At 43.7% G+C, this 12,006-nt stretch carries 13 protein-coding genes; 5 read left to right on the forward strand and 8 right to left on the reverse strand.

Going from position 1 to position 12,006, the window contains the following annotated elements:
• Nucleotides 1-13 precede the first annotated feature (13 nt).
• From OSCI_RS04795 to coaBC, 3 genes are all read left to right on the forward strand, one after another.
• Entirely contained in the window at nt 14-637 is a 624-nt protein-coding gene (locus tag OSCI_RS04795) for an alpha/beta hydrolase (RefSeq protein WP_007353727.1), read from the forward strand.
• 83 nt (nt 638-720) lie between these two features.
• Nucleotides 721-933, forward strand: coding sequence for a DUF2555 domain-containing protein (locus OSCI_RS04800; protein WP_007353728.1), 213 nt, complete (start codon nt 721-723; stop codon nt 931-933).
• 187 nt (nt 934-1,120) lie between these two features.
• Entirely contained in the window at nt 1,121-2,323 is a 1,203-nt protein-coding gene (gene coaBC, locus OSCI_RS04805) for a bifunctional phosphopantothenoylcysteine decarboxylase/phosphopantothenate--cysteine ligase CoaBC (protein ID WP_007353729.1), read from the forward strand.
• Between the two features lie 144 nt (nt 2,324-2,467).
• Here the strand turns inward: coaBC and OSCI_RS04810 are convergent, their stop codons facing one another.
• From OSCI_RS04810 to OSCI_RS04825, 4 genes are all read right to left on the reverse strand, one after another.
• The gene (locus OSCI_RS04810) at nt 2,468-2,824 is read right to left on the reverse strand and encodes a hypothetical protein (RefSeq protein WP_007353730.1); all 357 of its coding nucleotides are present in this window, start codon (nt 2,822-2,824) and stop codon (nt 2,468-2,470) included.
• Nucleotides 2,811-3,155, reverse strand: a complete 345-nt coding sequence (locus tag OSCI_RS04815; RefSeq protein WP_007353731.1) for a type II toxin-antitoxin system RelE/ParE family toxin — start codon at nt 3,153-3,155, stop codon at nt 2,811-2,813. The genes OSCI_RS04810 and OSCI_RS04815 overlap by 14 nt, the downstream gene beginning before the upstream one ends.
• Before the next feature lie 89 nt (nt 3,156-3,244).
• On the reverse strand, nt 3,245-3,568 hold the full coding sequence (locus OSCI_RS04820) for a DNA-binding protein (RefSeq protein ID WP_007353732.1): 324 nt from the start codon (nt 3,566-3,568) through the stop codon (nt 3,245-3,247).
• Nucleotides 3,561-3,899 carry a type II toxin-antitoxin system RelE/ParE family toxin gene (locus OSCI_RS04825; protein ID WP_007353733.1) on the reverse strand — a complete coding sequence of 113 codons (339 nt, stop codon included), beginning with the start codon at nt 3,897-3,899 and terminating at the stop codon, nt 3,561-3,563. Before OSCI_RS04825 ends, OSCI_RS04820 begins: the two co-directional genes overlap by 8 nt.
• Nucleotides 3,900-4,045: 146 nt before the next feature.
• On the opposite strand from OSCI_RS04825, the gene OSCI_RS04830 reads away from it, so the two are divergent.
• The gene (locus tag OSCI_RS04830; RefSeq protein WP_019486815.1) at nt 4,046-4,519 is read left to right on the forward strand and encodes a hypothetical protein; all 474 of its coding nucleotides are present in this window, start codon (nt 4,046-4,048) and stop codon (nt 4,517-4,519) included.
• A gap of 139 nt (nt 4,520-4,658) precedes the next feature.
• On the opposite strand, the gene OSCI_RS04835 is transcribed toward OSCI_RS04830, so the two are convergent.
• The 3 genes from OSCI_RS04835 to OSCI_RS04845 all read right to left on the reverse strand — a co-directional run bounded on the left by OSCI_RS04835 (nt 4,659) and on the right by OSCI_RS04845 (nt 9,446).
• Nucleotides 4,659-5,711, reverse strand: coding sequence for an aromatic ring-hydroxylating oxygenase subunit alpha (locus OSCI_RS04835; protein WP_007353736.1), 1,053 nt, complete (start codon nt 5,709-5,711; stop codon nt 4,659-4,661).
• 192 nt (nt 5,712-5,903) lie between these two features.
• The gene (locus tag OSCI_RS04840; protein ID WP_007353737.1) at nt 5,904-7,853 is read right to left on the reverse strand and encodes an FAD-dependent oxidoreductase; all 1,950 of its coding nucleotides are present in this window, start codon (nt 7,851-7,853) and stop codon (nt 5,904-5,906) included.
• A 255-nt stretch (nt 7,854-8,108) separates the two neighbouring features.
• Complete coding sequence (locus OSCI_RS04845; protein ID WP_007353738.1) at nt 8,109-9,446, reverse strand: tetratricopeptide repeat protein; 1,338 nt, start codon at nt 9,444-9,446, stop codon at nt 8,109-8,111.
• A gap of 9 nt (nt 9,447-9,455) precedes the next feature.
• On the opposite strand from OSCI_RS04845, the gene OSCI_RS04850 reads away from it, so the two are divergent.
• Complete coding sequence (locus OSCI_RS04850; RefSeq protein ID WP_007353739.1) at nt 9,456-10,682, forward strand: esterase-like activity of phytase family protein; 1,227 nt, start codon at nt 9,456-9,458, stop codon at nt 10,680-10,682.
• 304 nt (nt 10,683-10,986) lie between these two features.
• Here the strand turns inward: OSCI_RS04850 and OSCI_RS04855 are convergent, their stop codons facing one another.
• Entirely contained in the window at nt 10,987-11,964 is a 978-nt protein-coding gene (locus tag OSCI_RS04855; RefSeq protein WP_019486817.1) for an SPFH domain-containing protein, read from the reverse strand.
• Nucleotides 11,965-12,006: the final 42 nt, after the last annotated feature.

Here is a 12,006-nt window from a genome sequence, read left to right on the forward strand (position 1 = left end):
TTAGCAATTACCCATGTCTTTACAATCTATTAGTGTGCCAGCAAAAACTACTCAAACACCTGTGGGCGTGATTGTTGCACTGCACGGATGGGGTGCAAATTATCATGATTTGGCATCCTTAGTTCCAGTGCTAAATTTGCCTGATTACCATTTTGAGTTCCCAGATGCACCTTTTCCTCATCCTCAAGTGCTGGGGGGAAAAATGTGGTATGACTTGCAAACTAAGGAGTATCAAGGTTTGGCCCAAAGTCGGCAAATGCTGAGGGATTGGCTGCTGTCTTTAGAAAGTAAGATCGGGATACCTTTGTCTAGGACTATTTTGGGCGGGTTTTCCCAAGGCGGCGCGATGACTCTGGATGTGGGGTTAAGTTTGCCTTTGGCAGGTTTAATTTGTCTGAGTGGATATTTGCACTCTGTTCCTCAACCTGCTAGCAAGGTTTTACCGCCCACTTTGATTGTACATGGCAGGCAAGATACGGTTGTGCCTTTGAGTGCGGCGGTGCGATCGCGAGACGATTTGACTGCTTTGGGTGGCCGGGTGCAGTATCGTGAATTTGATATGGGGCATGAGATTCGGCCGGAAGTGATAGATTTAATGCGAAGTTTTGTTGTGGAAACTATGCCAAAAACGAGTTAAAGGTTTAGGATGTAATATGGATCTTTAAACAAGACTCCAAAACTAATGGTTAAGGCAGGTGCCGCTTAAGGAAGGTGCAAACGATGAAGACTTTGATCAAAGCATCCCGTGATATTGCTGCACTGACTTCGGAGGATGTGGCAAAGTTGGCCACTCGTTTGGAGGAAGATGATTACACCGATCCTTTTGAGGGATTAAATGATTGGCATTTGCTTCGGGCTATAGCCTTTCAGCGTCCAGAGTTAGCCGAACCCTATTTCCACCTGCTGGATATGGAAGCTTACGATGAAGCTTAACTGAAGATCGAGTTAGTTATTCTTTTTTCTCGCAAATGTTAATAATTCCTGGCGAATAGAATTCGCGACTACACAAACGAAGTCCGCCTGCGCGGACTGAAAATTGAGTCAGAGAATAGAACCCGCGCAGGCGGGTTTTATCTGGGTAGCTGCGGTTTTAACCGCCGCGTCAATAATTCCTGGTAGTATGAATGGCAGAAGAATTTTAATTGGGATTAGTGGCGGTATTGCGGCTTATAAAGTCTGCGAAGTGGTTTCAACTTTGGCTAAGTCAGGTGCCCAGGTGAGGGTAATTCTCACTGATTCGGCCCAAGAGTTTATTACGCCTTTGAGTGTGGCTACTTTGTCTCGCCATTCTGCTTATACGGATGGCGATTTTTGGCAACCCACACACTCGCGCCCGCTACATATTGAGTTAGGAGAATGGGCAGAAATTTTCGTTATTGCGCCTCTGACGGCTAATACTTTGGCGAAGTTGGCGGGGGGTTTTGCGAATAATTTGCTGACTAATGTTGTGCTGGCTTCTCGGTGTCCAATTCTGTTGGCCCCGGCGATGAATACGGATATGTGGGAACAGTTGGCGGTGCAGCGGAATTGGCGGCAAGTATTGACAGATGAGCGTTTTTGTGGTATGGAGCCTGGTGCTGGGATTTTGGCTTGCGATCGCGTCGGTGCTGGTCGGATGGCGGAACCAAGTGAGATTTTAGCGCACATTGAATCGTTGCTGCATACTGGGGGCAAGCAAGATTTAAGGGGTAAGCGGGTGTTAATTAGTGCGGGAGGAACGCGGGAACATCTCGACCCGGTGAGGTTTATCGGCAATCCTTCTAGCGGTAAAATGGGGATGGCTTTGGCTGTGGCGGCTTTGCATCGAGGGGCGGCAGTGACTTTGGTACATAGTATAGATGAGAGGTTATTGCCCAGGGGAATTTTGAGAGCGATCGCAGTTGTGAGTGCTTTGGAAATGCGCGAGGCGATGCTGTCTTGTTTCCCGGAGGCGGATGTAACGGTGATGGCGGCGGCGGTGGCGGATGTGCGGCCGAGGGAGTATTTTAGTGAGAAGTTGCCTAAGCGATCGCTTCCTAGTTCTTTGCCTTTGGAACCCGTGCCGGATATTGTAGCTGAGTTGGGGAGTTTGAAGCAGCCCCATCAAAAACTGGTCGGATTTGCAGCACAAACTGGAGATATTGTCAAGCCTGCGTTGGAGAAGTTGGGAAGGAAGAAGTTAGATGCGATCGCGGCCAATCCAATTGATAAAATAGGTGCGGGTTTTAATAGCGATACTAATCAGGCAATTTTGATTAATTGTCAGGGGCAACAACTAGAAATTCCACCTTGCAGCAAGTTAGAAATGGCCCACCATTTATTTGATTTTGTATTCGCAGAATAGAGTTTCCATTCAATTAGTTTCCCCAGAGAGTAGACATAAGTTGGCAAGCTCACTATCAGGAAATTTATCGTTTCTATTCAATTAGTTTTCCCAACGAGTGGGAAGCTAACCTTATTATCACACAGACAGGGCGAGATGTCCAATTTAATCGCTCCCATCATTCGTAATAACAACTTTAGTCACTTCCTCAGTCATCAATTCATCATCTTTAACTGTAACGGCCAACCTAAAACCTAAAGCATCCAGTAACTCAACAAAAGCATAAATTTCTGCACAACCACTCGCCGTCAGTAACTTGTCAAGTTTCTTATGTTTCAGTTGAGTTGAATCAGAAAGTTTATTCATTTTTGCATAAGCTTCAACAACATTTCTAAGTACCTTTGGCAGCAATTTAGGTTCATCACCGCCTTCTTGCAAAGTCACCTCAATATAACCCGCAGTTTCCTCCCAATTTTGGAGAGTTTCAATCAAAAATTCGTGGTAGCTTCTACTTGTTGGCATTTTGACTGTTTGCATAATCTTCCCAATACTCCTTAGCTTTCTCAATATCTTGTTTTTGAGTCTTTTTATCTCCCCCTATTAGGAGAAGAACAATTGTTAATCCAACTTGTCCAAAGTACACCCGATAACCAGGGCCATAGTCAATTCTCAGTTCAAATACTCCGTCTCCGACTGAAGAACTATCGCCCAAATTACCAAATTCAACTCTGTCAAGCCTTGACTTAATTATAACTCTGGCTCTAGTATCTCGGAGCGAGTCATACCAATTCTCAAAAGGACTTGTTCCATCGGCTCTCAGGTAGTTCTCAATCTGTCTTGGTTGCACTTCCATAATTTTACCGCACTCGCCGATTAATTTCTATAGAACCTGCCAGAAATTCAACCCCTAGCGGACGAATAAGAATCACTGTAGTAGCAACTTTAGTCGATTCCCATTGTAAATTCATCTTCTTTAATCGTAACTGCCAGCCGGAAACCTAAAGCATCCAGCAATTCTACAAAACTGTAAATTTCTGCACAGCCACTCGCTGTCAGCATCTTGTCAAGATTCTCATGTTTCAATTTGGCTGAATCAGAAAGATTATTCATCCTCATCCGAGCTTCAACCACTTTTCTGACTGCATTAGATAGCAGTGCAGGTTCAGGATCTTTTTCTTCCAAAATAGCCTCGATAAAGCTAGCAGCGTGTTCCGAATCTTTTAAAGACTCAATCAGAAACTCGTCGTAGCTATCACTTTTAGGCATTTTCACTTTTTGCATAATCTTCCCAATACTCCTTAGCTTTCTCAATATCTTGTTGTTGCGTACTTTTATCACCGCCACAAAGGAGAAGTACAATAGTTTCTCCTATTTGTCCAAAATAGATCCGGTATCCTGGGCCATAATTAATTCTAAGTTCCCAGACACCTTCTCCTACCGATCGATAATCTCCCAGATTACCCAGAATAACTCGTTCAAGCCTTGCATCAATTTTAGCTTGAGCTTTCCCATCTCGCAAACAATTGTACCACTCTAAGAAAGGAATTTTGTCATCTGGTGTAATGTAACGTCGAATTTCTCTTGGTTGCACTTCCATAATTTTACCGCACTCGCTCGCTAATTTCTATAGTAGAGGCAATCCGCACCTATTCCTAAAACAAATCATACTTAAGAGAGAGGCATCTGAGTGATGATCGAGTAACTCTTAGTAGAGAAAAGTAAGATTCAAAAAAAGTCTCGCCAATGAATGCAAAATTAATCGGGAAAGCAAATCTACTACTTAGCAGCCTAATAGTTAGCCTGGGAATGTACACCTTCCCAGCATCAGCACAGCAAGTCTCCAATGCTCAAGTTTCCGCACTCGTGGAAGCACTGCGACAAGCCGCACCGCCTAACTCTCCTAATGATGGAATGTACAGCCAATGGCAAATTTTACCAGGCAATATTCCCCGCTGGTCAAAATTATGTATTAAACAAGAATTAACACCCCAACAATTTGAGGCGGACACCGCAAAAGCGCGGTCAGTTGTTACCTGTATAGTGGGCGATACTCTGCGCGATGAATATAAAGCTAGCGGTAACAATGAATTATCAGCAGTACGTCGTTCAGCTTGTTGGTGGATGACTGGAAAATCGACAGCTTGTAGCAGCGGTGACACCGCTACCTATGTCCAAAAAGTTGTCAATTTTTATCAGCAACAACGGAAAAAAAGTTGAACTCAAAGGCTAATTTAGTAATCTGGATAACTGGAGTACCTGTGATACCCCTTTATTCCTTAGTCCGCGTAGGCGGACTTTGTTTGTGTAGTAGCGATTTCAATCGCCAAATAATAAACATAATAAACGGGGTATAAAACTACTTTTCAACTTGACTCCTCATCAACCGCTGTACGCTTACCAAAGCCCGATTTAATTCATAACCTTTGCGTTCAGCATTCTGCAAATAAGCCTGCTGTTCCTCCTCAATCATCTGCACATCTTGACGCACCAAACCATCTAATAACTTTTGAGCCGCACCAAACAAACTATCCTTCACAAATCGACGGAATCTCATAGGCAATTTATGCAAACGCCAAAAGGCATTTAATGATGTAAAATGAATCAAATAAGCCTTAGTTGCAGTAGCGCTAATTGGGCAAACTAAACAGTAAATCTTAAAGTCTTTGCCTAAAGTTGAAACCCAGTGCGGATAAACATAACTTACATCGAGCGGTTCTGGATGGAGGCGACGCAAAGCCGGGAAAAATAACTGAGAAATCGACCAAATTTTATCAATTTTGTAATAGCTTTGAGCTTGATAGTGAGCATCTACTCTATCAGCATCTTCATCCAAATCTTGTAACACCGGCTCTGCCCAAGCTTGCCAGTCTTGATGCAAATGTCCGTGATACATATCCATCAAATTTTCAATTAAAAACGAATAGTGAGCCTGACAGTTAATAACTGAAACTGTGGCAATATAGTTGATATGTTCCCACTCCGGTAAACCTAACAGAGAAACTTGTTCTGCTTTAGTTTCGTCCCCTGGAAATAGCCAGATAAAACCGTCTTGTTCTTTAACTGGAAAAGAGCGAATTTTGCAGCTAGGCAACTTTTGATTATCTGCTAAATAATCGACTTCTGCACATTCACCGCTAGCATTAAAACGCCATCCATGATAGGCACATTCTAGCAAATCCCCTTTAACTTGACCGTGACTAAGTTTAACTTGTCGGTGAGGACATCTATCTTCCAATGCGCGAATTTCCTCTGTATTATCTCGATAAATAACTATCGGTTGATTCCAAAGAATAACAGCTATAGGTTGAGTTTTAACCTCGTTACTTCGCGCAACTACATACCAGAAATTGTAGTTAATACCTAACTGGCGAATATGATTATTTTGAGTAGTCAAAGTTGGAGACTGCATTATTAGTTGTTAGTTGTTAGTTGTTGTTATCATGTTGAGGCAATAAATCGGATTTCTTTACATAATTCCTGATTTAGTCCGCGCAGGCGGACTTTGTTTGTGTAGTAGCGATTTCAATCGCCGAATGATTAAGGAAGGATCTAACAGTTAACCGTTAACTGTTAACAGTTAACAGTTAACAGTTAACAAAAATTAGATTTTCAAGAACCCCTCTGGATTCACAGTTAGGAGAGTTCGCCTTTGCAATCCCTCCTGATGTATAATCTCATTAGCTGCTAGCAAACCACTGCTAACTGCCCTTTCCATTAAACCACAAGGAAATGGCATTTTAACCCAATCGCCAGCAAACAAAAGATTAGGCACATTGCAAGAAGTTTGGGGACGTTCCGCATAACTTCCTGGTGGATAACCGGAAAAATTCTTTTGATTAACCAGTTCCCGATGTAACATATTGGCTGCTTTTAGTGAGGGTACAATTTCATAGAGTTCTTCCTCAAAAGTAGCCAGCAAAACCTGCTGATTTGGGAATTTTTTCTCCTTGTAACAGTAAGCGTGTAATTCGACAACACTACCGCCAGTCTGCTGATGCCACTCGATAAATTGATCTTGAATTCGATGGTAAAGGGTAATGCTGTCGGTTAGTTGATAACCGGAAAGGGAAGTAAAGTTACTGTGTTCCCATTCAAAATCTCGGTCAAACCAGAAGCGAGCAACAGCAAATGGATCTGCCAAGTTCAACTTTTCTATCTGACTTTGTACTGACTGATTTACATCACCACTCATTAAAGTAAATAGGTGTTGCACCCCTGGCACATCAGTAGCAAAAACATAGTAATCAGCCTGCACTGTTTCTTGAGAGTTGGGAACAGAATTTTTATTGACAGCCGCTAATAATTGTAACTCATCTTGCTGCCGCTCCACCACTTTAAAACGCGGTAAATCCCTTCGAGCTGGCCCCGCTATAACTCGTCCTTCAGTATCAAAAATTGCTCCGTGACAAGGACAATGAAATTTACCGTCATCCTCTCGCTTAACCGTACAACCTTGGTGAGTACAGGTGAGAGAAATTGCCTCTTTTCCATTCGCTGTGGTGGCAAATACGCGATCTCCTGCTCCGAAATATTCCGTAGCCGAACCATCATTAAGGAAAGAGTTTTTCTGTACCCAAAAAGGTACATTACTCTGGACATTTCCTACTTGATAGCTCAAAGCGTCAATCTTACCATTTTTGCAGTTAATGGCGGTGATAGCGACATCACTTAATACTTTTCCGCCTTTACTTGCAATTGCCTTAGCAATAGGGTTAACTAAACTTGTACCCATATCTTGCCGCGTACCGTTGAAGGCCAAACCCTCTGGATTGCCAAAAAAATAGAAGTGAAAAAATTGCATTAATTCTCCCACGCTCAATCGATCGGGAGCATTGAGGCTAGACTTAGCAAAGGGTAGAAAATACAAGTCATAAAGCCCTCGCGGAAACTCATCTTTTACCCAGTCAGCAACGGATATATTATCGAGTCGCTGAAAACTTTTCTGAGCTTGGAAGCCGCCAATTTCTCTAAAAACTTCCCAGTGAGCAGGTTTGGTGAGATCGATTCCCCAGCGCAAACGGTTGGGAGAGGCTACGGCTAAATCCACTACATTCCAGGGAAAAGCTGAATGGTTGGGACGGAATACTTCCGGCTTGTATTTGCCATCTCGAAAGACCACAGCGTAGGATTCTAAAGAAAGAAAATTATCGGTAATTTTCAGTTCTTTAACTAGGCTATTGAGGTTATAATATTGAGGGAAGAAACCGTGAAATCCGTGTTCCATCATAAAAGTTTCGTTGCCGACTTGGATCGGCCAACTGGCGATTTTGCCTCCGAGTTGAGGCGATCGCTCCAAAAGCGTCACGGTAAAACCCCTCTGAGAAAGTTCGTAGGCACTGGCGAGCCCAGCTAAGCCAGCGCCAACAACCACAACGCTTGTGGGGCGATTCAGGAGTCGTGGCAAGTTCAAACTATCTTGCTGAAAAACGGCTGGCTGCGGCTTTGAGAAGCGGGAGTAGCCCAGCAATCCTCCGGCGGCACTCACACCGAGCAATTTCAGGGCTGTCCGTCGAGAAACTGGTTGCGATCGCAGTGAATTGAATTGACTCATCAGCAGTACAGATTAACAGCGTCACGTTAAATGGGTAACAGACAATACGCCCAGACCGATCTTTGATGGCATAGGTCTTAGAGTATCAAGAAACCCTTAATCAGATTAACGTTGAGTGAGCTTTCTTGCAGCGGCCGATGGGCAGTTTGGAGGCAATTTACTCGCGATCGCGGTTTTATCAAAAAACTGACTGCAAGCCCATTGGCAATAGCTGCCTGGGATAAACGCTGTCTATTCTCACAATCCGCGTTACGATTAACTCTTTAATCGTTGATTTAATTTCTGAATCTTCCTAGCAAAATATTCTTGCTTGTGATTCAACTGTTTAGCAACTTCTAACCCTCTTTGATAGGCAGCTAAAGCTTCGGAGTAAGCCTTCAACTCCATATAAACTTGACCAATTCGATCGTAAGTTTCCATTACCCCATACAGATTGTAAGACTGCTGCTCGACAGTCAACTGCACTTGATAAATCTTCAAAGCGGCATCCCACTGTTTTTGCGAACGGTAGAGTTTTGCCATTTTTTCCAAAGCTTCGCTAGCCACAGCAAATTGTTGAACCACCAAGGCTGAGGCATAAGCTTCTTGATAGTATTGATTTGCTAAATTCAGTTGACCGAGCACTTCGTAATTAGAGGCAATCTCCATTTTTAAAGGAGGAACCGCCTTAAGATTTTGCTGGCTCAAATATAGGGAAGTTAATTTTTCCCTAGCCGCGATCGCTTGCAAAGGTTTTCGCGACTGCTCGTACATATAAGCCAACTGTTTAAGCGATTCCTCTTCAGTAGGAGCAGGTACAGGTATCGCCGTCGTAGTCGTACCATTACCAGACTCAGATGGGTTACGATTTGGTACGGTGGGATCGACCACAAACAAATCGCGATGATCCTGAATTAAAGCTGCTAATTCCTCATAGACACCAGCCGCTTTTTCGTAGCTAAACCAATTAGCATGAAGTTGTGCGATCGTCCTCAAAGTTTGCGCTTCTGTTAGTATCTCCGAGCGCGATCGCGCCCCCTCTAAAATTTTCTGATAAACTTCCACTGCTGGCCCTTTTGCCCGCACCTGTTGAAAAGCCAAACCCAGTCCTTGCAACAACTCGGCATTCACAGGAGATTCAGACAAAACTTCCTTTTGAATAGCTTGTAACCGCTGGGTAATAAACTGCAACTCAAGCTGCTGACTCCGATCCCAAGCAACTTTACCAACCCGACTTAGCGCTTCTACTTCCGCCGCCGGGCCCAGATAACGTCGCAACCGCAATTCCCGATTCCAAATTTCAAAAGCTCCTGGCGTATCCGCAGCTTGCAGCTTAGCGATCGCCTCTAAGTTTAACCGATCCAGAGCCGCCGCCAATTCTTGACTTTGCTCTGGATCGAGATTTTCACCTTTTTTAGGAGGTGTAGGCAGCAGGGGATCGGGTGTGGTAATCTCAAGCGGATTGGGAGAAAATTGATCCAAGGTGGGTTGATTAGTTTGGCCGTTAGCAACAGAACCAGCGCACAACCATAAAGAAAACAAGGTAAAACTTGCCACGCGAACCATTGCGTTACCACGACACCAAAGCCATTTCTGAACCGTCACATCTTGCATATCAAAACAATGCTACAAACAAATAAAAATAAATCAGGGAACCCCATCAATAAGTTAGCACACCTATTAAGCCAGCGCATCTTGCACTTATTCAGTTTAGCCATAATTTTATTAACTTTGACTACAGCCTGTAGCCCTCCTCAAGCAGTCGCCAAGGATCGAACTTTCCTAGACCTCTCCCTCGACTTCTTAAGCGAGTATCAACTACCAAAAATCAACTTTGACGATCTCCCCGTTGGCGGTTTATCAGGAATTGCTTACGATGGCAAAGGTACTGCGACTTCTACAGATCCTGCCTTTCGATTTTATGCCATCTCTGACGATCCCAGCGCATACGGTGACGCGAGATTTTATACTCTCAAACTCAAGCTGGCAGAGGCCGATACAGGAAAATTTGCCATCGATAGAGTCGCAGTTGAAGGTATTACTTATCTCGCCGACAAAGACGGAAAAACCTTCTCGAAAGATTCCATAAACCCTGAAGGTATAGCCATTTCTCCCCGCAAGTCAGTATTTGTTGCCAGCGAAGGCGTAACCCATCTTGGCATTCCTCCTTTTGTCCGAGAATTTGACTTAAAAACTGGGAAAATCCGAGGAAGCGTGCCCATACCAGAGCGTTATCTTCCCGATAACACAGATGAAAAGCAAGGCCAGGGAGTAGTTGACAATTTAGGCTTTGAATCCTTAACTATAGACCCAGAAAGCTGGAGTGCTGATGGTCTCGATCCGTTTCGGATCTTTACAGCTATAGAAGCCCCTTTAATGCAAGATAGCGACCCAGAGCAGGTAAAAAATCTCCGCTTATTGCATTATGTCATAGTCGATAAAACAGCGCAATTAGTTTCAGAAAATTTCTATCAGCTCGATCCGGCTCCTTTGACTATTTTGAATGGATTAACAGAATTAGTAGCTATAGGTAAAGGCGGTCACTTGCTCAGTTTAGAGCGTAGTTTTGGGGTTTATGGATATGGCGCTAAGATTTTTCAGTTAGCATTAGGAGGTGCTACTGATACTTCTAGAATTTACAGCTTGAAGGGTAAGGTGACAACGGCTGAACCCGTGAAGAAAAAGCTATTACTAGATTTGAAGGATTTGGAAATTCCTCTGTACAATTTGGAGGGAATGACTCTAGGGCCGCGTTTGCCAGATGGTAGTCAGAGTTTAGTATTAGTGAGCGATGATAATTTTGATGAGGAGCAAAAAACTCAGTTTCTATTGTTTCGCTTGAAAGTATAAGTAGAAGGAAGAAGGAAGAAGGAAGAAGGAAGGATTTAGTTATCTAAGAGAGAAGGAAGATACGTAATTCTGCGTAATTCCTGATTTATTCCTTTTCCCTCTCCTAAAAGGAGAGGGAAGAGAGAGATAGTTCGGGAGTTGGGGGATTAGGTCAAACAATGTAGCATTGAGTAATGCTATAGCAACCCCTGTCGTCAGTTAAGACGTTCTGAGTTCCACCAAACTCGCTGATTTTATTCCCTTCTTTCCCTAGCCCCTAGCCCCTAGTCCCTAGCCCCTAACCGCTGAAAGCGGTTCCTGACCCCTAAGACAACTTCTTCAAATCAGAATTAGCCACCTCATTACCAACAATAGATCGCATTCCCTCTAAAGTTGCGGGTATACTGCGCGGGTCCATAAACATCACCTTGCTGCTGTCGCTGCTACCAATTTTTAGACCCATATCTAAATAGTTTTGAGCTAGTAAAAACTGGAGTGCTTCGCGAGCATTCGGGTCATTTTCCAGAGTTTTGCCAATAATTTGCAATGCTTCAGCAGTCGCCTGAGCTTTAAGAACTTGACTTTGGCGTTCCGCCTGAGCTTTGAGAACGATCGCTTTTTGCTGCGCCTCGGCCTCCAAAATTGTCGATTTCTGACGCGCTTGTGCGTCCAAAACTTGAGCTTCTGCTCTACCTTGAGCGCTATTAATTGCCGAATCCCGTTCCCCTTCAGATGTCAGAATTGCTGCACGTTTGCGCCTGTCGGCCGCCATTTGCAATTCCATTGATTCTTGCACTGTCTGGGAAGGAACAATATCCCGCAATTCTACCCGCGTTACTTTCACTCCCCAAGGATCGGTAGCAATGTCTAAATCTCGGAGTAAAATTTCATTAATTTGAGAACGGGCCGTAAAGGTTTGTTCTAGATCGAGTTGACCCATTTCCGAGCGAATTTGCGTCAGCACCATATTTACCATTGCTGACTGAAGATTTTCTACTTTATAGTAGGCTTTTTCCATGTCCATAATCCGCCAGTAGACCACCGCATCTACTGTAAAAGAAACGTTATCGCGGGTAATACAGGCTTGGGGGGGAATGTCTAAGACTTTTTCGCGGATAGTTTGTTCATAGACGACGCGATCGAGAAAAGGGATGACAAAATTAAGACCAGGTTCCAATTTTTTGCCGCTATATTTGCCCAAGGTTTCGACTAAGGCTTCGTTCCCTTGATTGACAATTTTAATAGAGCCTGCGATCGTAGAACCGCCTAGAGCTAAAAATACGAGTAAAAAAAATCCTTCCATTTCAATTTCTCCTAAATAAATAGTAACTACCAAAGTAGTGAG

The sequence above is a fragment of the Kamptonema sp. PCC 6506 genome, from assembly GCF_000180455.1.
Lineage (GTDB): Bacteria > Cyanobacteriota > Cyanobacteriia > Cyanobacteriales > Microcoleaceae > Kamptonema > Kamptonema formosum.

Coding starts and splice junctions, on each gene's coding strand:
- OSCI_RS04850 (WP_007353739.1), top strand. CDS start 9,456: ATGCTACAAACAAATAAAAATAAATCAGGGAACCCCATCAATAAGTTA.
- OSCI_RS04800 (WP_007353728.1), top strand. CDS start 721: ATGAAGACTTTGATCAAAGCATCCCGTGATATTGCTGCACTGACTTCG.
- OSCI_RS04795 (WP_007353727.1), top strand. CDS start 14: ATGTCTTTACAATCTATTAGTGTGCCAGCAAAAACTACTCAAACACCT.
- OSCI_RS04820 (WP_007353732.1), bottom strand. CDS start 3,568: ATGCCTAAAAGTGATAGCTACGACGAGTTTCTGATTGAGTCTTTAAAA.
- OSCI_RS04830 (WP_019486815.1), top strand. CDS start 4,046: ATGAATGCAAAATTAATCGGGAAAGCAAATCTACTACTTAGCAGCCTA.
- OSCI_RS04855 (WP_019486817.1), bottom strand. CDS start 11,964: ATGGAAGGATTTTTTTTACTCGTATTTTTAGCTCTAGGCGGTTCTACG.
- OSCI_RS04845 (WP_007353738.1), bottom strand. CDS start 9,446: ATGCAAGATGTGACGGTTCAGAAATGGCTTTGGTGTCGTGGTAACGCA.
- OSCI_RS04825 (WP_007353733.1), bottom strand. CDS start 3,899: ATGGAAGTGCAACCAAGAGAAATTCGACGTTACATTACACCAGATGAC.
- OSCI_RS04835 (WP_007353736.1), bottom strand. CDS start 5,711: ATGCAGTCTCCAACTTTGACTACTCAAAATAATCATATTCGCCAGTTA.
- OSCI_RS04840 (WP_007353737.1), bottom strand. CDS start 7,853: ATGAGTCAATTCAATTCACTGCGATCGCAACCAGTTTCTCGACGGACA.
- coaBC (WP_007353729.1), top strand. CDS start 1,121: ATGAATGGCAGAAGAATTTTAATTGGGATTAGTGGCGGTATTGCGGCT.
- OSCI_RS04810 (WP_007353730.1), bottom strand. CDS start 2,824: ATGCCAACAAGTAGAAGCTACCACGAATTTTTGATTGAAACTCTCCAA.
- OSCI_RS04815 (WP_007353731.1), bottom strand. CDS start 3,155: ATGGAAGTGCAACCAAGACAGATTGAGAACTACCTGAGAGCCGATGGA.